The sequence below is a fragment of the Nocardia transvalensis genome (assembly GCF_015477765.1).
Lineage (GTDB): Bacteria > Actinomycetota > Actinomycetes > Mycobacteriales > Mycobacteriaceae > Nocardia > Nocardia transvalensis_A.
The window spans coordinates 39,327-62,863 of the sequence record NZ_JADLQQ010000019.1 but is presented as its reverse complement, the minus strand read 5'-3'; the positions used below and the strand labels follow the sequence as shown (position 1 = coordinate 62,863).

General features: G+C 68.5%; 21 protein-coding genes. 13 read left to right on the top strand and 8 right to left on the bottom strand.

Features of this window, described 5'->3' with window-relative positions:
* Positions 1-2: 2 nt before the first annotated feature.
* From IU452_RS37300 to IU452_RS37280, 5 genes are all read right to left on the bottom strand, one after another.
* A complete protein-coding gene (locus tag IU452_RS37300; RefSeq protein ID WP_195113981.1) occupies positions 3-1,355 on the bottom strand; it encodes a WS/DGAT/MGAT family O-acyltransferase in 1,353 nt (450 codons plus the stop codon).
* A 483-nt stretch (positions 1,356-1,838) separates the two neighbouring features.
* Positions 1,839-3,638, bottom strand: a complete 1,800-nt coding sequence (locus IU452_RS37295) for an acyl-CoA dehydrogenase (protein WP_195113980.1) — start codon at positions 3,636-3,638, stop codon at positions 1,839-1,841.
* Positions 3,639-3,687: 49 nt separating this feature from the next.
* Positions 3,688-4,248, bottom strand: a complete 561-nt coding sequence (locus IU452_RS37290; protein WP_195113979.1) for a TetR/AcrR family transcriptional regulator — start codon at positions 4,246-4,248, stop codon at positions 3,688-3,690.
* Positions 4,245-5,465 carry a cytochrome P450 gene (locus tag IU452_RS37285; RefSeq protein WP_195113978.1) on the bottom strand — a complete coding sequence of 407 codons (1,221 nt, stop codon included), beginning with the start codon at positions 5,463-5,465 and terminating at the stop codon, positions 4,245-4,247. Before IU452_RS37285 ends, IU452_RS37290 begins: the two co-directional genes overlap by 4 nt.
* 56 nt (positions 5,466-5,521) lie before the next feature.
* On the bottom strand, positions 5,522-6,238 hold the full coding sequence (locus tag IU452_RS37280; protein WP_195113977.1) for a phosphoribosyltransferase: 717 nt from the start codon (positions 6,236-6,238) through the stop codon (positions 5,522-5,524).
* 272 nt (positions 6,239-6,510) lie between these two features.
* On the opposite strand from IU452_RS37280, the gene IU452_RS37275 reads away from it, so the two are divergent.
* The 7 genes from IU452_RS37275 to IU452_RS37245 are packed head-to-tail and all read left to right on the top strand — an operon-like array spanning position 6,511 to position 15,190.
* Positions 6,511-7,782 (top strand): hypothetical protein, encoded by a 1,272-nt coding sequence (locus IU452_RS37275; RefSeq protein WP_324193038.1) that lies wholly within the window; start codon positions 6,511-6,513, stop codon positions 7,780-7,782.
* Entirely contained in the window at positions 7,779-8,750 is a 972-nt protein-coding gene (locus IU452_RS37270; protein ID WP_324193037.1) for a glutamate ABC transporter substrate-binding protein, read from the top strand. Before IU452_RS37275 ends, IU452_RS37270 begins: the two co-directional genes overlap by 4 nt.
* 7 nt (positions 8,751-8,757) lie before the next feature.
* Entirely contained in the window at positions 8,758-10,005 is a 1,248-nt protein-coding gene (locus IU452_RS37265; RefSeq protein WP_195113976.1) for a hypothetical protein, read from the top strand.
* Positions 10,002-12,236 carry a serine/threonine-protein kinase gene (locus IU452_RS37260; RefSeq protein ID WP_195113975.1) on the top strand — a complete coding sequence of 745 codons (2,235 nt, stop codon included), beginning with the start codon at positions 10,002-10,004 and terminating at the stop codon, positions 12,234-12,236. Before IU452_RS37265 ends, IU452_RS37260 begins: the two co-directional genes overlap by 4 nt.
* A complete protein-coding gene (locus IU452_RS37255) occupies positions 12,233-13,243 on the top strand; it encodes a PP2C family serine/threonine-protein phosphatase (RefSeq protein ID WP_324193036.1) in 1,011 nt (336 codons plus the stop codon). The genes IU452_RS37260 and IU452_RS37255 overlap by 4 nt, the downstream gene beginning before the upstream one ends.
* Before the next feature lies 1 nt (position 13,244).
* Positions 13,245-14,534, top strand: coding sequence for a VWA domain-containing protein (locus IU452_RS37250; protein ID WP_324193035.1), 1,290 nt, complete (start codon positions 13,245-13,247; stop codon positions 14,532-14,534).
* A complete protein-coding gene (locus IU452_RS37245) occupies positions 14,531-15,190 on the top strand; it encodes an FHA domain-containing protein (RefSeq protein ID WP_195113974.1) in 660 nt (219 codons plus the stop codon). Before IU452_RS37250 ends, IU452_RS37245 begins: the two co-directional genes overlap by 4 nt.
* Positions 15,191-15,203: 13 nt before the next feature.
* Here the strand turns inward: IU452_RS37245 and IU452_RS37240 are convergent, their stop codons facing one another.
* Positions 15,204-15,842 carry a DJ-1/PfpI family protein gene (locus tag IU452_RS37240; protein ID WP_195113973.1) on the bottom strand — a complete coding sequence of 213 codons (639 nt, stop codon included), beginning with the start codon at positions 15,840-15,842 and terminating at the stop codon, positions 15,204-15,206.
* Positions 15,843-16,032: 190 nt separating this feature from the next.
* Between IU452_RS37240 and IU452_RS37235 the strand changes: the two genes are divergently transcribed.
* Entirely contained in the window at positions 16,033-17,466 is a 1,434-nt protein-coding gene (locus IU452_RS37235) for an amino acid permease (RefSeq protein ID WP_195113972.1), read from the top strand.
* A 439-nt stretch (positions 17,467-17,905) separates the two neighbouring features.
* Here the strand turns inward: IU452_RS37235 and IU452_RS37230 are convergent, their stop codons facing one another.
* Both IU452_RS37230 and IU452_RS37225 read right to left on the bottom strand, forming a co-directional pair.
* On the bottom strand, positions 17,906-18,802 hold the full coding sequence (locus tag IU452_RS37230; protein ID WP_195113971.1) for a DMT family transporter: 897 nt from the start codon (positions 18,800-18,802) through the stop codon (positions 17,906-17,908).
* A 200-nt stretch (positions 18,803-19,002) separates the two neighbouring features.
* Positions 19,003-19,383 carry a nuclear transport factor 2 family protein gene (locus IU452_RS37225; protein ID WP_195113970.1) on the bottom strand — a complete coding sequence of 127 codons (381 nt, stop codon included), beginning with the start codon at positions 19,381-19,383 and terminating at the stop codon, positions 19,003-19,005.
* Between the two features lie 108 nt (positions 19,384-19,491).
* On the opposite strand from IU452_RS37225, the gene IU452_RS39375 reads away from it, so the two are divergent.
* The 5 genes from IU452_RS39375 to IU452_RS37200 all read left to right on the top strand — a co-directional run bounded on the left by IU452_RS39375 (position 19,492) and on the right by IU452_RS37200 (position 23,339).
* On the top strand, positions 19,492-20,058 hold the full coding sequence (locus IU452_RS39375; RefSeq protein ID WP_195113969.1) for a TetR/AcrR family transcriptional regulator: 567 nt from the start codon (positions 19,492-19,494) through the stop codon (positions 20,056-20,058).
* Positions 20,059-20,194: 136 nt separating this feature from the next.
* Positions 20,195-20,926, top strand: a complete 732-nt coding sequence (locus IU452_RS37215) for a ParA family protein (RefSeq protein WP_195113968.1) — start codon at positions 20,195-20,197, stop codon at positions 20,924-20,926.
* Positions 20,927-20,949: 23 nt separating this feature from the next.
* Positions 20,950-21,753 carry a hypothetical protein gene (locus IU452_RS37210; RefSeq protein WP_195113967.1) on the top strand — a complete coding sequence of 268 codons (804 nt, stop codon included), beginning with the start codon at positions 20,950-20,952 and terminating at the stop codon, positions 21,751-21,753.
* Between the two features lie 592 nt (positions 21,754-22,345).
* Positions 22,346-22,783 carry a C40 family peptidase gene (locus IU452_RS37205; RefSeq protein WP_195114027.1) on the top strand — a complete coding sequence of 146 codons (438 nt, stop codon included), beginning with the start codon at positions 22,346-22,348 and terminating at the stop codon, positions 22,781-22,783.
* A gap of 271 nt (positions 22,784-23,054) precedes the next feature.
* Positions 23,055-23,339, top strand: coding sequence for a hypothetical protein (locus IU452_RS37200; RefSeq protein ID WP_195113966.1), 285 nt, complete (start codon positions 23,055-23,057; stop codon positions 23,337-23,339).
* Positions 23,340-23,537 lie beyond the last annotated feature (198 nt).

Here is a 23,537-nt window from a genome sequence, read left to right as displayed (position 1 = left end):
CGTCAGGCCGTGGCGCGTTCGAGGTCCCGCAGTGCCGTATCGATATGGCCGATGAAATTCGACAGCTGCGGCACCGAGCGGCGGCACCCGACGATGCCGAAGTCGAGGTTGTCGGCGGTGCTGGTCACGGTGATGTTCATGGCCTGGCCGTCGAACGGGATGGACAGCGGGTAGTTGCGTTCCAGCCGTGCCCCCTGCACGTACACCGGCTTGCGCGGGCCCGGCACATTGGAGATCACCAGATTGAACGGAACTCGCGGCAGCGCTTGGAAACCCGGCACGAACACCAGCGGCAGCGGCGACATCAGCAGGGCCGACAGCGCTATCGCCTCCAGTCGAGGCAGCTGCGTGAACACCTCCTTGGACCGGCGCATGGATGCGCTGATGGTCTGCAGCCGCTGCAGCGGATCGGCGATATCGGTACCCAGGTTGCACAGCAGCGCGGCGACCTGATTGCCGTCGGAATCGGGTTCGGCGTTGCTGCGCAGATTCACCGGCACCATCGCGGTCAACGGCTTGTCCGGCAACGCATTTCGCTCCAGGAGATAGGCGCGCAACGCGGCCGCGGACAGGGCGAGCACGACATCGTTGACGGTCGTGCCGGTCGCACTGCGCACGGCATGGATGCGATCCAGCGGCCACGACCCGACCGCCACGCTGCGCGCCCCGCCGATGGGCACGTTGAACATCGTCGACGGTGCCGACAGCGGCAGCTCCAGCCGCCCCTCGGTCACCGCTCGCAACGCCGTCGCGGTCGCCCCGACCCCGGTGAGCAGGCGCGGCGCCGCCTTGCGCAGCTGCTCCCACACGCTTTCACCCTCCTCGGGCTCGCGCTCCGCCGGGCCGAGCGTCCACGGCACGCGGAGTCGGGTGTCGAGCGGATCCTCGGTGAGAGTGCGTTGCAGCAGCCGCAGCGCGGACACGCCGTCCATGAGGGCGTGATGGACCTTGATGTAGATCGCGAACCGACCCCCGGCCAGCCCCTCGATGAGCCGTCCCTCCCACAGCGGGCGGTGCCGGTCGAGCAGCGCCGAATGCAGGCGCCCCACCAGATCCAGCAGTTCGGCATCCCCGCCGGGTGCGGGCAATGCGCAGCGGCGCACGTGATAGCCGAGATCCATCCGGTCGGCATGAGACCAGACGACACTGGAGAAGTTGCCGAGAATCCGGCGCTGCTGCCTGCGGAAACGCGGACGCACCTCGGTCGTCGCCATCACCTCGGCATACATCGACCGAAGGAAGTCGGGGTCCGCATCCGCGGGCGGTTCGAACAGCTGCAAACCGCCGACATGCATAGGATGTTCGCGGGATTCGGCCGCAAGGAAGATAGCGTCTATCGGATTGAGAAGATCCATGGGTTCCGCCTACGGGTGAACTTCAAGCCAACTGTGCGTACGGTTTGGCGTCGTTGCCCCCGCGTCGGTGAACGTCGAATCACCTTAACACTTAATGTATTTCGATTTGTCCCGCCCCGCGACCCCTCCCACCCCCGACCCCTGGGGTTCCAGCACCTTCGCGGGATTCGGCTTCGGGACGAGGCGTCAGCGGGAGTAGACCGGTACCCCTGCGACTCTCTAACCCTGTGATTTCCCAAATACTTTCACCGGAAACGCCGACCCTGTCGTCCGGCCTGGCGGCCGGACGACAGGGAACCAAAAGACCTCCGCAATGGGAGAGTGCGGCCCGGCGGTGAGAGAGCGGGGCCCGCCAATGGGAGAGTGAGGCCCGGCGGCGGGAGAGCGAGGCCCGGTGGCGGGAGAGCGAGGCCCGGTAGCTCTTGGCCCGGCTAGAGGGCCTCACGCTTCCCTGCTGTCCGGCCGCCAGGCCGGGCAGCAGGGTTACAGAGAGGTGTCGTCGAGGTCGAGGGTGGTGCGGTCGAGGGAGTCCAGGAGGTCGAACTGGGCCGTGGTTCGGGGGAGTTCCCAGTTGTAGAAGTAGCGGGCTGCGGCTCGTTTACCCTCATAGAACGAGCCCGTGTGGCCGTGGGCGGCGACCGCTTGGGACAGCCAGATCCAGGCGAGTACTACGTGGCCGAAGGCTTCCAGATAGGCGGCGGAGTTCGCCAGCGCCAGATTCGGGTCGCCACCCTTCCAGAGGGTGGCGGTGGTGGTTGCGATGCGGCCGGTCGCTCTCGCGAGGGCGTCGGCGAAGTCGCCCAGCTCGGCGTCGGCGGTGGCGCGGGCCGCGCCGACCGTGGCGCCGATCGTCTCCATCAACAGGGCCGGGGCCGCGCCGTCGTCGGCGACTACCGCGCGGCCGAGCAGATCCAGGCTCTGAATGCCGTGCGTGCCTTCGTGGATCGGATTGAGCCGGTTGTCGCGGTAGTGCTGTTCCACGTCGTAGTCGCGGGTGTAACCGGCGCCGCCGTGCACCTGGATCGCGAGGTCGTTGGCGGCCAGGCACCACTGGCTCGGCCAGCTCTTGGCGATCGGCGTGAGTATCCGCAGCAGCAGACCTGCCCTGGCGTATTCGGATTCGCTTGCCGCACTGCGCTGTTCGTCGATCAAGGTGCCGCAGTACAGCTGCAGCGCGAGAGCACCCTCGACGTACGACTTCTGCGCGAGCAGCATCCGCCGCACATCCGGATGGCGCACGATCGGAACCTGGGGTGTGTCTTGACCTTTCGCCGTGACCGGCCGCCCCTGCGGACGGCTGCGCGCATAGTCGAGCGACTTCAGATACCCGGTGTACCCGAGCGCGGTCGCCGCCAGGCCCACCCCCAGCCGGGCCTCGTTCATCATGTGGAACATGTAGCTCAGCCCGCGGTGGGGCTCGCCGACGAGATAGCCGACCGCACCCGGCGCCCCGCCCGGTGTGAAGGCACCGTCGCCGAAAACCGGTGCGGTATTGACGGTTCCACGCCAGCCCATCTTGTGATTGATCCCGGCGAGCACGATGTCGTTGCGCTCCCCCACCGAGCCGTCCGCGCCGGGCAGGTACTTCGGCACGATGAACAGCGAAATCCCGCGGGTGCCCAGCGGCGCGCCCGGTATGCGGGCAAGCACGAGATGGACGATATTGTCCGACATCTCGTGATCGGCACCGGAGATCCACATCTTGCGCCCGAACACCCGGTAGGTGCCGTCGTCCTGCGGCACCGCCTTCGTCGTGATATCGGCCAAACTCGAGCCCGCCTGCGGTTCCGACAGTGCCATGGTGCCGAACCACCGGCCCTCCACCATCGGCCGCACGAACAGCTCGATCTGCTCCGGAGTGGCATGGGAGGCAAGCAGATTCGCATTGCCCATCGTCAGCATCGGATAGCTCGTGGTGGCTACATTGGCCGCATAGAACCACGCCATACAGGCGGTGAAGACGGTATGCGGCAGCTGCATGCCGCCCACCCGCTCGTCCATGGCCGCGCCCACCAGCCCCGCGCCACCGAAGGCGTCGAGGGCCTGCTTCACCGCGGGCAGGATGTGCACCTTCTCGCCGTCGAAGGTGGGCTCGTGCAGATCGCCGTCGCGGTTGTGCGGCGCGAAATACTTCTCGGCCAGGTCGCGGCTGAGCTCGAGCACCTGGTCGAAGGTTTCGCGGGAGTGCTCCCGATAGCGGTCGCGTTCGGTGAAGCGGGTCACGTCCAGCCACTCGTAGAGCAGGAACTCGATATCACGGGCGGACATGATGAGCGAATCCATGCTCTCACCCTCCAGGCCGATCGGCGGCGGCGCAAGCCCGATCGCGAACTCAGGCGCGGGCCGGGCTGATCAGTGGTGCGACGAACCGTTCGAGCATGGCCCGCTCCTCGTCGCCGTCCACCCCCGGAACCGTCAGCAGGGACACGATGATGCGGGTCAGCCACCGCGCCAGCTGTCTCGCATCGTCGGATCCTGCGGTGCCCGGCCCGAACACCGACCCCGCGATGGCCTCGATCACCTCGGAGGTCTGCGCGATTCCGAGGGCGATACCGGCATCGCCGGGCCGGAACCACGCGATGAGCAGCGGGTCCGCGCGCACCGCCCGCAGGCTCGCCAGCACACCGGCGACGACCCGCTCGCCCGGATCGGTGAGGGCGGCGATCTCGCCCGCCACGGCGGCGGCGACCCGGCGGGCCTCGCGATGGACGAAGGCCGCCTGCACCGCCTGCCTGCTGTCGAAGTAGCGGTACAGCGTCGCCCGCGAGCAGCCCGCGGCCTTGGCGATATCGGCCATCTGGGTGGCGGCGACCCCGCGTTCGGCGAACAGCGCGGCCGCCGCATCGAGAATGCGTTCCCCCGCCCGCAGCGAACGAGATTCGGCCCAGCTCACGCTGCCACCCGGAACGGCACATTCACCGGCCACCGCACATAATTGCCCTCGGCGTAGCGGACCCCGTCGATGTCGACGGTGAAATCGGGGCAGCGGGACAGCAGCTCCTGCAGGGCGATGGTGGCCTGCATGCGCGCCGCGGCGGCGCCGAGGCAGTGGTGGTTGCCGTTGCCGAAGGTGAGGATGTTGCGCGGAGTGCGCGTGACATCGAGTTCGGCCGCGTCCGGGCCGTATTCGCGTTCGTCCCGGTTGGCCGATGCGTACAGCAGCAGCACCCGTCGCCCGGCGGGAACGGTGACGCCCTCGATCTCCACATCGCGGGTGGTGGTCCGGGCCAGGCCCTGCACCGGGGAGGTGAGTCGCAGGAATTCGTCGACCGCGCCGGGGATCAGGCTCGGATCGTCGAGCAGCCGCCGCCGCTGGCCCGGATACAGCGTCAGCAATTGCACTGCGCCGCCGAGGTTTCCGGTGGTGGTGTCGTTCCCGCCGGTGATCATGGTGAAGGCGAAGCCGAGGATCCGCAGGAGGCCGCCGACGTCGCCGTCCGCGCCGAGGCCCGAGGCCACCAGATGCGAGATGGTGTCGTCGGTGGGCTCGAGCCGGCGGCGCTCGATCATGGTGGTGAAGTACTGCGACAGTTCACCGACGGCATCCTGGGCGTGCTGGATGCCCCCGGTGGCGGAGGCGGCGACGATGGCCTCGCTCCATTCGTCGAACTTCGGCCGATCCGCCTCGGGCACTCCGAGGTAATGCGCGACGACCATCGTGGGCAGCGGTTTGAACAGCTCGACGGAGATGTCACCGCCGCCCTCGGCGCGCATCCGCTCGAGACGGTCCGCGATGAAAGCGGTGACGGCGGGCCGGATCTCCTGCACCTGCCGCGGCGTGAAGCCCTTCGCGACGCGGCGGCGGAAGGCGGTGTGGTCGGGCGGGTCGGTCAGGACGAAGGGCCGATTCTCGCCGAGCCCGATCGCGCCGAGGTCGGTGTAGTCGACGGTCAAACCCTGTGCCGAGGAGAAGGTTTCGGGGTCACGCACGGCAGCGTACACATCGGCGTATCGGGACAGCACGTAGTAGTCCTCGTGCTCGCGCCCCTCGGGAACCACGCGATGTACCGGATCATGGTCGCGCAGTTGCGAATACATGGTCCAGGGATCGCGCCAGCTCGCACCGGACCGCAGTTCGAACCGAACCGCGTGAGACACATCGCCCACCATGTCTCGACGATAAGACACGGTCGGTCGGGTGTCTAGAACATGTTCCGCCGATGCGGTCAGCGCGTGGACAGCGTCGTCGGTTCGGTGCCCGGTGGTTCGCGATGCACTCGCATCGGCTGGGTCGGGGGCGTGTGCAGCTGTTCGGCCGCGCGTTCCAGCAGTTGGGAGACGGTCGCCTCGGTGACCGGATCGAAGCTGCGATACCACTGGCCGATGGTGTGGAACAGCGCCGGTGTCTCCAGGCAGACGACGTTGTCGGCGTCGGCCGCGAGGGCCCGGATCGGCCGGCACGATCCGACCGGCACGGCGAACACCACCCGCGCCGCGCCCCGGGCCTGCGCCAGCATGCAGGCCGCCCGGGCGGTGGCGCCGCTGGCGACACCGTCGTCGACCAGTATCACGGTGCGCCCGGCCACCGGCAGCCGCGCCTGGGTGCTCCGGAAGCGAGCGGCCCTGCGCAGCACGGCTTCTCGGGCGTCGCGCTCCAGCCGTGCCCGTTCCGGCGGTGTGATGAACGCCCGCACCACCAGATCGTCGTCGACCACCCGCACGCCGCATTCGGCGACCGCGCCGTACACCATCCGGGGACGGCCGGGTACCTCCAGCTTGCACACCACCGCCACATCCAGCGGCGCACGCAGCGCAGTGGCCACCTCATAGGCCACCGGCACGCCGCCGCACGGCAGGCCGAGCACGACCGTATCCGGGCCGCTGAACGCCCGTAGACGTTCGACGAGCCGGCGGCCGGCTTCACGGCGGTCGAGGAAAGGCATCGTTCACCAGGCACTCGTGGATGGAGGGCGAGCCGCGATTCTGGACTCGAGAAGACAGCTCGAAACTCCACGCCGCATCCGCGACGGCCGGGGCCGAATTGATCGCGAACGCCTACCCTTTCGGTCTCGGTTTCGTGCACACAGAACTCGATCGCATCCGCGTCCGTCATCGCAGCGCAAACCGAATTCCGCTCCCGTACGATCGCGTTCGAGGCTCCGGCACGCCCCCGTGGTGCGGGTGCCTCGCGGTTGGTCGAGGAGGGGGAGGGAGCGTGGGAGTTCGCGCACCGGCGGCGACCCGCGACGGGGCGGAGTGGGTGCGGCGCTTCGCCGCGACGACGCCCGGTGTGCTGGTCGCGCTCGCCGTCACGGCCGTTGCGCTGTGCCTGATCTCGGCTCTGGTCTGCGCGAACGAGTTGAGCGGCAAGACCGCTCGCCGCGATGCGGCACTGCAGCGGTCCGAACCGCTGGCCGACGCGGCGCAGCGACTGTACGTCGCGCTGTCGACCGCCGACGCCTCCGCCGCCGCCGCATTCCTGTCCGGCGGTATCGAATCGCCGCAGATGCGAGCGCAATACCAGCAGGCTCTCGCGGATGCCGCCGATGCGCTGGCCACCGCGACGGCCGGTGCCGGGGATGCGCAGACCCGCACCATCGTTGCGCGCATCGCCGCCGAGCTGCCCGCCTACACCGGCCTGGTGGAGTCGGCGCGGGCAAACAACAGGCAGGGTCTCCCCGTCGGCTCGGCGTATCTGCGCGAGGCGTCCGGGGTGATGCAGGATTCGTTGCTGCCGAACGCGGCCCGGCTGACGGCCGAGCGGCTCGCCGCCGTGCGCGACGATCAGCGGGCCATCACCCGGCCGCCCTGGTTTGCGTCGGCGTTGCTTTTTCTCGTGATCGCCGTGGCGGTCGGTGCCTCGCGGATCCTGTTGCAGCGCACCAATCGCCGGTTCAATCCGGGAGTAGTGTTCGCCGCGTCCGCCGCGGTGCTGGCCTTGCTGTGGATCCTGGTCGCGACGGTCGTCGCCCGCGGTGCGATCGACACCGGCCCGCGCGGACCGACCGCGCGTAGCGAGAATGTCGCTCAGGCACGGATTTTCGCCCAGCAGGCCCGCACGAACGAGACGCTGCAGCTGATCACCCGCGGCGACACCACCGACAGCGAGAACGACTTCAACGACAAACTCCGGCAGTTGAATACCCGGCTGGAGGCCGTGGCGCCGCCCAATTCTTCCGTGCGGCAGCAGTTCTCCCAGTGGGCCGATGGCCACCGCAGACAACTCGAGGCATACAACGCGGCGGACTATCGGGCTGCCGTGGAACAGGCGATCGGCGCCGGGCCCGACTCCTCGGCGCGGCACTTCGCCGTACTGGACGAATCGTTACGCGACGGCCTGCTCACCGCCCGCACGGACCTGCGCGAGCAGATCGATGCGGCCGGGGACAGTTGGATCGGCGCGGCCGCGGGCACACTGGTGCTGATGGTGCTCGCGGCCGCCGGGGTCGTCGCCGGGCTGTGGCCGCGACTGAAGGAGTTCCTGTGACTGTCGGGCGGGCACGGTGGGTGGTCGCGGCGATCGCGATGGTCGCATCGGTGACCGGCTGTGGTGCCGATGCGCGGGTTCCGGCGGTGTCTCCCGTGACGGCGGTGCAGCCCGTGCCCCCGAAGGCCGCCGAGATCACCGAGGCACCCGCGCCGCAGGGCGACTGCGATGCCGAGGCGAGCCTGCGCCCGGGGCCGCAACCCGGGCCCGGCGCCATGCCCGCGGGCTCGGCGATGGCCCGCATCCAGCAGAAGGGCCGGGTCACGGTCGGTGTCGATCAGAACACCTATCTGTTCGGGTTCCGCAATCCCGCCACCGGGCAGCTGGAGGGGTTCGACATCGATCTCGCGCGGGAGATCGCCCGCGATCTGCTGGGGGATTCGAACCTGATCGAACTGCGCTCGGTTTCCACCGCCGAGCGGGTGCCCGCCCTGCAGAAGAATCAGGTGGATCTGGTGGTCCGCACCTTCTCCGTCACCTGTGAGCGCCGCCGCGACGTCGACTTCTCCGCCGTGTATTACCATGCGGCCCAACGCATCCTGGCACTTCGCAACTCCGGGATCAATGACAAAGCCGACCTGCGCGGCAAACGGGTGTGTGTCACCTTCGGCGCCACCTCGGCGGCGCGCCTGTTCGCGCTGCCCGATCGACCGACCGTGCACGGGGTCACCAACTGGACCGATTGCCTGGTCCAACTGCAGCAGGGGCAGGTCGATGCGATCAGCACCGACGAGCCGATCCTCATCGGCCTGGCCGCACAGGACCGCAACCTCCACGTGGTCGGCACGCCGCTCGGCCGCGAATCGTATGCGGTCGGGGTGCCCAAGGGCGCACCGGAACTGGTGCGCTTCGTCAATGGGGTGCTGGAACGGATCCGTGCGGACGGCACCTGGCAACGCCTCTACAACACCCATCTCGCCGCGCTCGGCCCCGCCTCGGGGCCGCCGCCCCCGCGCTACAGCGAGTGAGCCGCCCATGCACGTCCTGACGGTCGTCGAGATCGACAACGAACTGGCGCTGCGTGGCCGGGAAATCGACGCGATCACCGCCACCCTGCTCGAACTGGACAAACATCCGGGCCTGACGCTGCTGCGCGGCTATCCGCCCGCGGGTGTCACCGCGGGCCGGTGGCGCCCGGTGCGGCAGTTGCTCGATCTGATGTGGGAGGACTTCGGACGATTGCAGTCCATCCTGGAGCAGGCGCGCGCGATCCGTGCGCGCCGCCAGAAACCGACCGATGCCGACCGGGCCGAACTCACCCGGCTGCTGCGCGACCGGCCGCACGAGCTGTCGCGGGTGCCGATCCCGCTGGCCGAGCGTACGCTCACCGGTCCGCAGGAGCGGGTGCTGTTCGTCGGCATCGCCGACACCCTGGACCGCATGCGCACCAGCTTTCCGCGGATCGCCGAATTCCTCGACGCGGTCGACGCGATCAACACCCGAGTCTTGTCCGGGCTGGCGCCCGTGCAGGCCCAGCTCGATCAATTCGGCGTCACCACAGCCGGATTGCGCGCCATCGCCGACGCCGTGGCCGAGCTGCTCAGCCGCTCGGCCACCGACCCGCTCGCCCTGACCCCGGCCGAGATCGACACGCGCATTGCGGATCTGACCGACCGGATCCGCCGCGAATCCGACAATCTCGCCGAACTGCATACCCTCCTCGCGGATTGGCCTACGGCCATCGCGGAAACCCGGGTCCGCCTGACCCACCTGCGTACCATCCGTGAACGGGCCGAACGGGCCCGCGCCGAGGCCGAACGGAAGATCCTCACAGCCCCGCTGCCCGTCCACCCGGACCCCGGCCCGACGCTGCGCGCCGGCCTGGAAAGCCTTGCGGCGCATCCACCCAGCGTCCCCGACACGAAGGCCGCACCCGAGGCCCGGGCACAGGCGGAACCGAGCGTGCAGCAATCCGTGTCGATGGCCGACGCCATGGCGCTGCTGGATCTCAGACTGCGCATTGCGGCGGCCATCGAGGTCGCGACGGCCGACGAACAGTTGGCGCAGGGACTGTTGGATCGGTGGACGGAGTTGCGGGGGCGGTTGGCGGCGTATCAGGCGAAGGCGGCGAGGTTGGGGGTCGGTGAGGATCAAGAGGTGCTGTCGTCCAACAGGATCGCGACGGGGCTGCTGTCGCGGCGGCCGTGTGATCTGGCGGCGGTCACCCGCGCGGTGGCCGATTATCAGCAGGCCATTGCGGAGAAGACGGGGAGGCGGGGATGAACTGCGCCGAGCCGGGTTGTGCGGGCACCATTGTCGACGGGTACTGCGACATCTGCGGCACCGCGCCCGCCCCTAGCACGGCGGGCTCATCCGCTCGCACGGCCACGACCCAGTCCGCCGCAACGGGCACGACCAGATCGGTGCGCACTCGATCCACGACCGGTCGCTCCCGCCGGGGCCGCCTCGGGGCGGGAATGGTCGAGGTGCCACGCGTGCCGCGCATGGATCCCGCATCGGCCGTCCTCGCCGATCCAGAGGTCGCGGAGCACAAGCGCTTCTGCGCGAAGTGCGACCGCCCGGTCGGGCGCCCGCGCGAGGGGAAGCCCGGTCGCACCGAGGGGTTCTGCCCGCACTGCGGCACCCGATTCTCGTTCTCGCCCAAACTCACCGCGGGCGATCTGGTCGGCGGACAGTACCGCGTGGTGGGTCCGCTGGCCCACGGCGGCCTCGGCTGGATCTACCTGGCCACCGATACCAAGGTCGACGACCGCTGGGTGGTGCTCAAGGGCCTGTTGAATGCCGCCGATGCGGAGGCGAAGGCGGCCGCGATCACCGAGCGGCGCTTCCTGGCTCAGGTCGAGCACCCGAATATCGTCAAGATCTTCAACTTCGTCGAGCACGTCGGATCCGATGGCGTCCCGGTCGACTACATCGTGATGGAGTACGTCGGGGGCGTCTCGCTCAAGCAGCTGTTGCGGCGCCGCCGCGAAGCCGACGGCTCGTATCTGCCGCCCGCCCAGGCCATCGCCTACGTGCTGGAGATGCTGCCCGCCCTGGGATATCTGCATTCGCTCGGCCTGGCCTACTGTGACTTCAAGCCCGACAATGTGATGCAGACCGACGAGCAACTGAAGTTGATCGACCTGGGCGCGGTCATGGCGATGGACGATCAGGACAGTGCCATCTACGGCACCGTCGGATATCAGGCGCCCGAAATCGCCGATACCGGGCCGACGGTCGCGAGCGAGGTGTACACGGTCGGCCGCACGCTGGCGGTGCTGATGATGAACGTGCCGCAGCGCGAGGGCCATTTCGCCGAACTGCCGGGCCCGGCCGCCGAACCGCTGCTGGCCACGCACGACTCGCTGCACCGGTTCCTGTTGCGCGCCACCGCCGCCGACCCGAAGGCGCGTTTCACGTCGATGGAGGAGATGGCCGACCAGCTGACCGGCGTGCTGCGCGAGGTGCTCGCCGCCGAGGACGACGCGCCGCGGCCGGGACTGTCGATCGCCTTCGGGCCGCCACGCGGGGTGTTCGGCGTGGACGACGACTGGACCGGCGATCCCCGCCGCGTGCTCGCCGCGCTTCCGGTCCCACTCGTCGATCCCACCGACAGCGGCGCCGCTCTACTGGCCACGACGGGCGGCACGACGGTCGCCGAACTGGAACCCGCCTTCGCGGCCGGGACCGCGGTGGTGACCGGCTCCGCCGAGTCGGTGGAGATCCCGCTGCGCCTGATCCGCGCGGCCTTGGAGGCCGGGGACGCGGGGGAGGCACAGCACCGCATCGACGAACTGTCCACGACCCTCGGCGAGGACTGGCGACTGGCCTGGTACGGCGCCCAGGCGCGATTGCTGGACGGCGAATACGGCTCCGCCGCCGCGGAATTCGAGGCCGTATACAGCGCCATGCCCGGTGAGGCCGCGCCGAAGCTCGCGGTGGCGGTGGCCGCGGAACTGGCCGCACACGACGGCCGCGGCGGCATCGACCCGGCCGTCGAGAAGGCCAGGGCGGCACGGTATTACCGCATCGTCTGGCGCACCGATCGCGCCTGGGTGAGCGCCGCCTTCGGCCTGGCTCGGCTGCGCCGGGCCGCGGGCGAGCGGGACGGCGCCGTCGCCATCCTCGACCAGGTGCAGTCGTCGTCGGCGCTCTACACCGAGGCCGGCATCGCGGCCGTGGAAACCCTGCTCGGCGAGCGGGATACGGCCGATCTCACCGAAGAGCTGCTGCGGGAGTGCGGCGGCCGGATCGAAAGGCTCACCATCGAATCGAAACATCGTGCGGCCCAGGTACGCCTGCGCGTGCTGGCGGCCGCGCTGGACTGGTTGTCGGCGGGACACACCGCCGCTCGTCGCGAGCCGCTGCTGGGCCGTGATTTCGACACCGAGGGCGTGCGTACCGGATTGGAGCGTTGTTATCGCGACCTCGCCCACGAGACCGATGACATGTGGGCCCGCTTCGAGTTGGTGGACCGCGCCAACGCGGTGCGCCCGAGGACGACGCTGTGAGCGCCGCGGCGTGCCCGGGCTGCGGAGGCGCGATCCGCGTATCGGACCGCTTCTGCGAGGGATGTGGGCGGGAGTTGGCGATCCGCCGTGCCGCCCTGCCCGAACTCGCGATCGATCCGGCCGCGCCGTGCGACGGCTGCGGCGCAACCGAATTCGATGCCGACGGCTACTGCGTGGCCTGCGGCGCGCTGCGCCGTCCGCCCGATCGCTGCAGTGCCGACCTCGGCGCGGTGCAGTTGGTCACCGATCGCGGCAAGGCGCACGCCCGCAACGAGGACGCCGTCGCCGCGGCGGTGCTCGACGACGCCGACGCCCCCGCGGTTGTGATCGCCGTCTGTGACGGGGTGTCCACCTCCGAGGATCCGCAGGCGGCCTCCGGCGCGGCGGCCCGCAGCGGCGTGGACGCCTGCCTGACCGCGCTGGCGGCCGACCGCACCGCCACCGAGGCGGTCATGAGCGGGCTGGAGGCGGCCTTCCAGGCGGTGCGCGAGGTGTCCACCGCCGACGGGCACTCTCCCTCGTGCACCTACGTCTCGGCCGTGCTGCGTTCCTGCGGTACCGGCGAATTCGAGATCACTGTCGCGAATGTCGGTGACAGCAGGGCGTATTGGCTGTGTGCCGGTGCCTGCGACCCGCCCTCCCACCGGCTCACCTCCGACGACTCGTGGGCGCAGGCGCTGGTCGACGCCGGGGCGATGGACGAGGCCGCGGCGATGCGGGATCCGCGCGCCCATGCGCTGGTGCGCTGGCTCGGCGCCGACTCCGACCACACCGCCGCCGAGACCGGAGTGCACTCGCTGCGCGTGCGCGGGCCGGGTGTGCTGCTGCTGTGCAGCGACGGGTTGTGGAACTACCTGTCCGATCCGGCCGGGCTGGCCGCCGTCGCCACCGCCGCGCCGCCGGAGCAGGCCGCCCGCGACCTCGTCGACTACGCGCTGCGCGGCGGCGGGAGCGACAACATCACCGTGGCCCTCGCGCCGGTGTATCCGATCATGCAGGAGAAGTAGGGTGAGTTCGCAAGCAAACAAGGGCATTTCGGTGGCCGTGGACCAGAATCGGTATCTGGCCGAGGGCGCGGATACCGTCGATGCGGTGGTCACCGTGGAGGCGGGCGCCGATTTCGCGGTCGCCGAGCCGCCGCCGGAACGCCTGGAGATGATCATCATCGACTGCTCTGGGTCGATGGGCGCAGGCGACCGGTTCTCCGGGGCCCGCCGCGCCACGCTGGCCGCGCTCGACGAACTGCCCGACGGGACACTGTTCGCCATCGTGCAGGGCACGTCGGAGGCGAAGGTGGTGCACCCGCGCCGCGGTCCACTGCAGCGCGCGAGCCGCCGGTCCCGCACGGCCGCCCGGCACGAGCTGGACAAGCTGCGCCCCTACGGCGGCACCGCGATGGGCACGTGGCTGGGTCTGGCGCGGCAGGTCGCGATGCAGCACCCGCAGGCGATGGCGCACGCCATTCTGCTCACCGACGGCAAGAACGAGCACGAGTCGCCGGAGCGGCTGGCGGAGGAGATCAATAGGTCCCAGGGACATTTCACCTGCGACTGCCGCGGCGTGGGGACGGATTATGTTGTCGCCGAGCTGCGCTCGATTGCCTCGGCCCTGCACGGCTCGCTGGATGTGGTGAAGGAGGGGGAGCAGCTGGCCGCCGACTTCCGGGCGATGATGCAGAGCTCGCTGGCCAAGACCATTCCGGAGCTGACGCTGCGGGTGTGGACACCGGCCGGGGCCACGGTGCGGTTCGTGAAGCAGGTGGCCCCGACCATCGAGGATCTCACCGATCGGCGCGTCGAGGTCGGTCCGCAGGTGGGGGAGTATCCGCTGGGTGCCTGGGGTGCGGAGGACCGCGACTATCACCTGCAGGTGCGGGTGGAACCGGCCGCGGCCGGGCGCGAGAAGCTGGCCGCCCGGATCAGTGTGGTCGCCGGTGCGGAGGTGGTGGGCCAGGGCTTGGTGAAGGCCGAGTGGACCACCGACACCGAGCTGTCGGCACGCATCAGCCGCCGGGTCGCCCACTACACCGGCCAGGCCGAATTGGCGCAGGTCGTGCAGGAAGGGTTGGCGGCGCGCGAACAGGGCGACCTGGATACCGCGACGGCGAAGCTCCAGCGCGCGGTGGTGCTCGCGAACGAATCCGGAAACGACAACACTGCCAAGCTGTTACGCAAGGTCGTCGAGGTGGAGGAGGGCACCGGCACGGTGCGGTTGCGGCGCACCGTCGACGCCTTCGACGAGCGGGCCCTCGACGCCCGATCGACGAAAACGGCTCGGGTGCGGAAGGATCCGTCATGATCACCTGTCCCGAGGGGCATCCGTCGGCGGCCACCGACTACTGCGACGTCTGCGGTTCCCCGATCGGGGTGGTGGCGCCGCCGATAGACGTGGCGGCGCAGTGCCCGGTGTGCGGAGCACCCATCGCGGGCCGCTTCTGCGAGGCGTGCGGCCACGATTCGGCATTGCCCGCGCCGGACGAGACCGTCCGGGTGAGCGCGGGAACCGACGGTGCCGGGGCGGTCTCGGAATCTTCTGCGGGCCAGCGGGTCTGGGTGGCCACGGTAACCGCGGATCGGGAGTTCTACGAGCGCGTCCTGGCACGCAAGGGCCCGGATGCCGACCGCGTCGAATTCCCGGCCTACTATCCGCCGCGCCGGATCACTCTGCGGGGCAACGATTTCCTGATCGGTAAGCGCAGCGTCTCCCAGGGCGTGCTGCCCGAAATCGATCTGGGCATCGCCCCCGTCGACATCGGGGTCTCCCGCTCACACGCCCGCATCCACGTCGACCCCGGTGGCCTCACCATCACCGACCTCGGCTCCACCAACGGCACCAGCCTCAACGGCAGCGACGACCTCATCCCCGCCAAGACCCCGGTCCCCCTCCACGACGGCGACCGCATCCATGTCGGCGGCTGGACCACCATCACCGTCACCGCCGAACCCGCCGATTGATCGGAGCGTGCGGTCAGTGGCGGGTGAAGCGGCTTGTGGCCCGGAGTTTTTCGACCAGATCGGCGGGAGCCTTCGACGGGGAGCCCACATCATAGGGGGGTTGCGGATCGTATTCGGTCATCAGTTGAATCGCCTTGGCGTGGTCGTCACCGGCGATCGTGCCGAGCAGGGTGAGGCCCATATCGATGCCGGAGGAGACTCCTGCCGCCGTGACATATTTTCCGTCCACGACCACGCGATCGAGTGTCGGCTCCGCGCCGAGACGGGCCAGTTCGTCCAGCGCCAGCCAGTGCGAGGTCGCGCGCCGACCCCGCAGCAGGCCTGCGGCGGCAAGCAGCAGGGAGCCGGTGCACACCGAGGTCGTCCAGGTGGTGGTGGCATCGACGGCGCGCAGCCAATCCAGCAGCCGCCGATTGTCCATCTGGGGCGTCTGCCCGGGGCCGCCGGGGACGATCACGATGTCCGGGCGGGTCACCTCGTCGAGGGTGCGGTCGGCGACCAGCGCGAGGCTGCCGTGATTGTCGTTGCGCACCGGTCCCGCCTGTTCGGCGACGAAGACGGTCTCCGCGTTGGGGAGTCGGCTCAAGACCTCGTACGGACCGACCGCATCGAGGGCGGTGAACCGGTCGTAGAGAACGATCGCGATCTGCATGACCTGCCTTTCCTTCACCCGGCATCACAGGCCGTGAAACCGGCTCGGGGTCCGCTTGCAGCATATCCAGCGGGCTCTGGGTTTGTTCTTGCGGATGAAATCCGACAGCGGCATTCATGGACCTGGACAATCAGGGTGTTGGCGCTCACATTTACACTGCCCCGACCCGGTTGTACAAGGAGAGCTCCACATGCCAGCTAGTCCAGCGATGCGCGACCTGTTCCGGCGCAAACCCATCGATCAGATCGAGGAGGAGTCCAGTGGCCTGCAGCGGGCCCTGGGCCTCGGGCAGCTGACCGCCATCGGTGTGGGTGGCATCATCGGCGCCGGAATCTTCGCCCTGGCCGGTGCGGTCGCCCACGACAAAGCCGGTCCCGCCGTGCTGATCTCGTTCCTGATCGCCGGTGTGGCCAGTGCCGCGGCCGCGCTGTCGTATGCGGAATTCGCCGGGCTGATCCCGAGGGCGGGATCGGCCTACACCTACGGCTATGCGGTGCTCGGTGAACCGGTCGGCTGGTTCATCGGATGGGATCTGCTGCTGGAGTACACCGCGATCGTGGCGGTGGTGGCCATCGGAATCTCCGGCTACATCTCGTTCCTGTTGGAGCAGTTGGACATTGCTCTGCCTCTCTGGATGCTGGGCGCGCCCGGTACCGGTGCCGGGCACAAGGTGGATCTGTTCGCGGCGCTGCTGTGTCTGCTGATCGCGTTCCTGCTCAACAGGGGTATCAAGGCCGCCGCGCGGTTCGAGACCATCGTGGTCGGCATCAAGGTCGTGGTCGTGCTGATCGTGATCGTGGCGGGCGCCTTCTACATCAAGAGCGGCAACTACTCCCCGTACTTCCCGTTCGGTTTCGGCGGCGCGGTGACGGGTGCGGCCACGGTGTTCTTCGCGGTGTTCGGCTATGACGCGATGTCGACGGCGGCGGAGGAATCGATCGACGCCAAACGGCATCTGCCCAAGGCGATCATCTACTCGCTGGTCATCTCCATGGTGCTGTACGTGCTGGTCTGCCTGGTGCTGACCGGTATGCAGAAGTACACGGAGATCAACCCGAAGAGCGGTCTGTCCTCGGCATTCGAGCATGTGGGGCTGCCGGGGCTCGGCAGTCTGATCGCGGCGGGTGCCATTGTGGGCATCCTGACGGTGATGTTCACCTTCATGCTCGGGGTCACCCGCGTCTGGTATTCGATGAGCCGCGACGGTCTGCTGCCGCGGTGGTTCGCCAAGACCCATCCGACGCGCCATGTGCCGACCCGCATCACCTGGATCGCCGGTGTCGTCTCCGCGGTGATCGCCGGTCTGCTGCCGATCGGGCAGGCGGCCGAGCTCACCAATATCGGCATCCTGCTGGCGTTCGTGGTGGTGTGCATCGCGGTGATCGTGCTGCGCTACACCAGGCCCGACCTGCCCCGCACCTTCCGCACCCCGTTCATGCCGTTCGTCCCGCTGATCGGCATCGCCTTCTCGATCTGGCTGATCACCTACTTGGACCCGATGACCTGGTTGCGCTTCGCCGCCTGGTTCGCCCTCGGCACGGTCATCTATTTCGCCTACAGCCGCCGCCACTCCCTCCTCGCCACCGGCGGCGATCCCACCTCGAAAACCACCCCGGTCAAGTGACGCCCCTGCCCGGACTTCGTCCGGGCAGGGAACCAGGTACCGCTGCGCGGCCGTCGAAGAGGACGGCCGCGCAGCTGGCTGGATGCCGCTACGTGGGCGCTGGCGTTCTTGTTCCCCGCGCGGGCGTTGGTGTTTGTTCCTCGCGTGGGCGTTGGTGTTCTTGTTCGCCGCGTGGGCGTTGGTGTTCTTGTTCGCCGCGTGGGCGTTGGTGTTCTTGTTCGCCGCGTGGGCGTTGGTGTTCTTGTTCCCCGCGTGGGCGTTGGTGTTCTTGTTCCCCGCGCGGGGTTGGTGTTCTTGTTCCTCGCGTGGGCGCTGGCGTTTTGTTCCCCGCGTGGGCGCTGGCGTTTTGTTCCCCGCGTGGGCGCTGGCGTTTTGTTCCCCGCATCCGGCGCCCCAGCGCCGGATGCGGGGTCGGCGTGCTTATGGCCGGGGCCTCACCTCATCTGCGGGAGCTCACGGCGAGGGCGGTGATCAGGAGGGCGGCGCCGCACCAGCCCTGGGTGGGGAGGTGTTCGCGGAACAGCAGGACCGACAGCAAGGTTGCGGTCAGGGGTTCCAGCAGGGCGGCGAGGGCGGCGAAAATTGGTGCGGCCGTGCGCAAGCCGTGGAAGTAGGCCGTGTAGGCCAGAGCGGTGGGAATGGCCCCGAAATAGGCCGCGGTGGCCAGGACCTCAGTATTCAGAGGCAGGCTCATGCCGAAGGCGAGGGCCGCCGGGGTGAGCAGCAGGCCGCCGGTGAACATGCCGAATGCCGTGGTGCGCAAGGGATCCAGGCCCGGTACGGGAGTGCCGGTCAGCAAGGTCATCACCGCGAATCCGGCGGCGGAGAGCAGGGCGAAGCTCACCCCGGCGACCGTCGCCCAGCCGGTTCCCGCGTCGCGGGGGGACCAGGTGAGCAAGACGAGCCCCGTCACCGCGGCGCCGATGGACAGCAGTGTCGTGCGATTCGGCATGCGGCGCTCGCGGACGGCGGCACCCATGGCGACGAAGACGGGCAGCATCCCGATGGTCGCCATCGTCGCGATGCTGACCGAAGTCCATTGCACCGCAACGAAGTAGCAAGCCTGGTAGCAACCCAGCAGGATGCCGGTCACCGCTATCCGGCGCAGTGCCACCGGATTCCGCGGCACCCCGCGCAGTCCGCCCGTGACGGCCAGCCATGCGATGGCCAGACCGCCGCCGAGCAGCAGCCGGTAGGTGGCGACGGACAGCGGATGGAGATCGGCCAGCCGGCCGAGCAGGGAACCGGCGAGACCGCCCGTTCCCCACAGGATTCCGGCGGCGATGAGGGTCAGCGCAGCGCGGTCGCGCGCGGGCGCGACGACGTCGATGGACATGAAGGAGTGCTCCTGCGTCGAAGGAATGGAAGATCGACGACGCGGGGCAGGTGCTACCGATGCTCGTACCGTGAGCCGGTACTACGAATCAGCCGAGCGGCACGCGACCCTCGGCTCGGAGACCACCCCGCTCAGGCGGCGGGGGGCGGAGTGACTTTGTAGATTCGGTGCACGCGAACACTCTAGCGGGGGCGGTCGGATCAGACGAAGAAGGCGTTCATCCCCGGCACATCCGACAGGAAGCTTTCGATCTCGGCGATCTTGCCGTCGCGCAGGCGGCACACCGTCGCCAGGTGCTCGTCGAGCACCGCATCCGCACGCCGGGCCGTGTTGTGCAGCGCCAGTGCCACGTTCTCCCGGCTGGTCAGGATGTGGCGCAGATCGAAGCGCAGCCCGTAGCCGGCGATCGTGCGGGCGCGCTGCACCACCGCGTCCGCACCGACCGCGGTGCCGGAGATGGCGTTGTCGCCCGGCAGCGTCCAGGTGGCGTCGTTGTGCAGCAGGGCCCGCAGGCCGTCCCAGTCGGCGGCGGTGAGTGTCGCGTAGAGCTGTGCGCCGATGGCGTAGGCGGAGTCGGTCACGGCGGGTCCTTCCGAGAGATCTGGCACATAAAAGCAAAGATGTTTGCGTTAGGAGACGATACGGCGCGGGCTGGTCTAACGCAAATGTTGTTGCGTTAGCATGTCGGGGTGCCTATCGAGACCCGCGCCAAGCGTCCCGGCGGACGCAGTGCGCGGGTGCGCGACGCGGTCTTCGCGGCGGCGACCGAGCTGGTGGCCGAGGTCGGCGCCGATCAGGTGACCGTTCCTGCCGTGGCGGCCCGGGCCGGAGTCACCGCCAGCACGATCTATCGCCGATGGGGAACGCTGTCGGCGCTGTTCGCCGATATCGCCGCCGATCGCATCGGACAGGCGCCCGACCCGTCGGGTGATCTGCGAGGCGATCTCGCCGACCACGCGGCGTGGACGTTGGCCGAACTGTCCCGCCCCGGAGGCATCGCATTCTTCCGCGCCGAGGTGGCCGCCGATGTGGACGACCGCCGCGCCGGACTGCGCGAATGCCTGCGGCGGGTGAGCGACCGTTTCGAGGCCGTTCTCGCCGCCGCCCGCTCCCGTGGCGATCACCCACCCTCTCTCGAGGCCGTGCTCGATCGAATCGTGGCCCCCCTCTACTTCCGCGTCGTCTTCTCGATCCCCGGCACCGACGAGCCCTACGCCCGCCGCCTGGCAGAGGAATTGCTCGACGCCCCACGCTGATTTGTCTGTGTCCAATTGGACACAGTCGCCCGTGTGAGGGAGAGTCGCGGCCGGACACGCCGGGAAATGAAACGGGTTCGAGTTACATGCGTGTAAGACTGGATCGGCACAGTAATGCGCTCCTCATTACAGGAGGATGTTCATGGCGAAATCTGTTGCACCGCTCGATCTGCCCAAACCTCTGGTGGTGACACTGGGGAATCTGAAGGGCGGCGTCGGGAAGACCACTTCCGCCTTTTTTCTCGCCGGCTACTTCGCGCAGGTGCACGAGCTGCGCGTGCTGGTGATCGACGCCGATCCGCTGAGCCAGACCGGATATTCCTGGTACCGGAGGTTGCTCAAGGGTGAGATCGAGGTGCCCTTCACGCTCATCGCGTTTCCGTCCCGGCACGTCGACGATTGCATCGCCGATAATTCCGCGGACTACGACGTGGTGATCGTGGATGCCGGAGGTGAATCGGCGGATATTTTCAAGGCCGCCATTCCCTCGACCGACGAGCTCGTGCTGTTGACGAGTGTGAGTCCATCGGAGGTGAAAAGAGTGCCGAGTACATATCGGGCCGCCGAGGAGGCGGCCGCCGACGCGGCCCGTGAAATACGGGTCCGAGTGCTGATGACGAAGGTGCCGGTCACAATGAAGAACGGCACCAATGTGTCCACCGAATACCGCACCCAACGGGCGCATCTGGAAGACGCCGGCTATGAGGTATTCGAATCCTATTTGAGTGCATGGAAGTGGTATCGGGAAGCCGCCGATGGGGAAGTCGGCGAGGGAGCCGAGAATCCACTCGTGGATCTGGGTGAATACCGCCAGGTGGGCGACGAGTTGGTCGCGCCCTACCGCGTCGCGCTGGGGGTGCCTGCCTGATGCCTCCGCAACGCAGGAAATCGATGATCGGCGGGGCGGCCGCCGCCGCCAATCCGCTGGCCGACACGGCCGAGCACACGCCACCGGTCTCGCCGCTGCGCGATGCCGAATGGCGCCGCTCGGGGGCCGCCCTGACGGTGGTGCCGTCCGAGCCCGGCCCCGCCTCGAATGTGCTGACCATGCCTTTGCCGACGGCCGGGGACGGGCCGCTGAGCGAGCGGGAGCAGGCCCAGCTGTCGGCCTGTGAATCCTCGATCGGCACCCTGCGGCTGGCCTTCTGGGCGGCCGGGCGCGCCTTGCAGATCGTCCGGGACGGGCGACTGTATCGCGACGCCTACGCGACCTTCGACGATTATGTCGAGCAGCGATGGGATATGCAGCGCTCCTACGCCCACAAGCTGATTCGCGCCTGGCCGCTGGCCGCCCGCCTGCATCCCATGGCACCGGGCATCAACGAGGGCCAGATCCGCGAGCTGCTGCCGGTGGCCGCCGAATACGGCGAGGAGGCCGCCGTCACGGTCTATGCCACGCTCGCCGCGGGTAAGGAGAAGGTCACCGCCGGAAAAATCCGCGAGGCGATTTCAGTATTACCCGATAAATTCGACCGGGACCAGGTAGTGCAGCGTTTGCAATCCTGGTTGCGTGGAGAATTCCGGGAACGTCCGGCGGAACGCCCGGTGGATTTGTTCAGCACAGTCGAATCTCGCCTGGTGGCACTGACTCGCCGGGTCGTCAAGAGCTCGAACGACGACCCGGAGGCGGTCCGAGAATTCGCTGCCAAATTGAGGGACCTGGCGACTCGAATAGAGCAGCAGATCAGCGCCTGAGTCCAGCCGGGAGAATGCCCCGCAGTGGAAAACAATCCAATGCGGGGCATTTCTTCGTGATCTGTTGGTTTTCGATTGTTTATCGCGATGTTATCATTAAATGGCGTGTTCATATTTGTAATTCAATTGTTTCGGGCGAATCATGGCTCCTCGGATCCGCTGAACCGACAGCACAGCGCGATGTTTTTCGAAACTGTTCGAGGGCCGGTCGGACCGGCCTTCGATGAAAGGATCGGAGGACCGCAGCATGGCAGGAAACAGCGAAGGTCGATATTCCCGTTACGTGCGGCAGCTGCTCTGGTGGATGATGGCGGCCGCGGTGGTCGTCCTCGGCGCGATCGGCGCCCTGTTGCTCACCACCGGGCAGGCCACCGCGCAGCCGGTGACCATTCCAGGCGTCGGAACCGTCGAAATTCCCGGCGAAGTACCGACTCCCGCTGGGATTCCGGACGAACTCATCGCCATCGTCGACGACGCCCCGGCGCCGGCCCCCGCGACGACTGTGATCGAGGCGCAGGCGATCGACGCGCAGCGACCGATCGAAACGCCGACCGCTCCGCAGTCGCCGGTCGAGGCGGCGGCCGCCGGAGTGATGTCGGCCCTGCAGTCCCTCGCCCCGGGTTTCGACTTCCGTTCACTGCCACCGATTCCCGGTCTCGCCTGGCCGGAACCCGCCGCGCCGGAGAAGACCCAGGGGGAACGCGCCGTGGAGGCCGCCGAATCCAAGCTCGGCGCCGCCTACTCCTACGGTTCGGCGGGCCCCGACTCCTTCGACTGCTCGGGCCTGGTGCAGTGGTCGTATGAGCAGGCCGGTGTGGACCTGCCGCGCACCAGCTACGAACAGCTCGACGCGGGCACCCCGGTGTCGCTGGACGAGTTGGAGCCCGGCGATCTGGTGTCGTTCTATGGGGGTCAACATTCCGCCCTCTACGCCGGGGACGGCAAGGTCATCCACGCGGCCACCAGCGGCAGCGGTGTGGTGATGTCGCCGATCTCGGAGATGCCGGTCAGTGGGGCCCGCCGCTTCTGAGGAACCGATACCGCCGCGAGTCGTATTTCGGCCACCGGCGTTCTCGTGACAACGACCTTCAACTCCACAGGGCCGCAAGGGTTTTGGCGAGTCGCAATATTGCGTGCGCAACGTCGCACCGTACTGCTGAGGGAATTCGGCATTGCTCGAATCGAGGGACTGGCCCGAACCGCCGACTACTGCGACGATCTATTCGATGCCGAAATAGCGTTGCGGCACAAGGCAGGCGAGGATACTGGTATCGAGCGGCGGGGAAGTAGAGGGGAAGCAGGTGGCCGACCAGGACCGCGCGAACTCGGAGGAGCGCCCGTTCGGGCCGATCCGACCGGAGCATGCGACCGACGGCTGGGAGCTGGCCGGCGGCCCCGCGGAGTGGTGGCTCACCAAGGACTTCGGCGAGTACCGCGGGCGAGTGAAGGCGACGAGCCGAACCACCTGCGCCTGGCGCATCGGCCGCCAGGACGGAAGTCTGGTGAGCGAGGCCTCGGCCCCGTCCGTGGCCGAGGCGAAGGCCGCGGCGGACGCCTGGGTCCAGCGCGCCAGCTACACCGGCTGATATCGCCCGCCGGGCCGCGGCGGTTCTGCAGAAACTGAACTCCATCGCCGACGGCCTCGCCGACCCGGCGTCCCCATCCCTCGTATTCCGGGTGTGCCTCACCCCTCGTATTCCGGCGTGCCTCACCTCCGTATCCGGCGTGCCCCACCCCGCATATCCCGGTGTGCCCCATCCCGCATATCCCGGCGTGCCCCCATC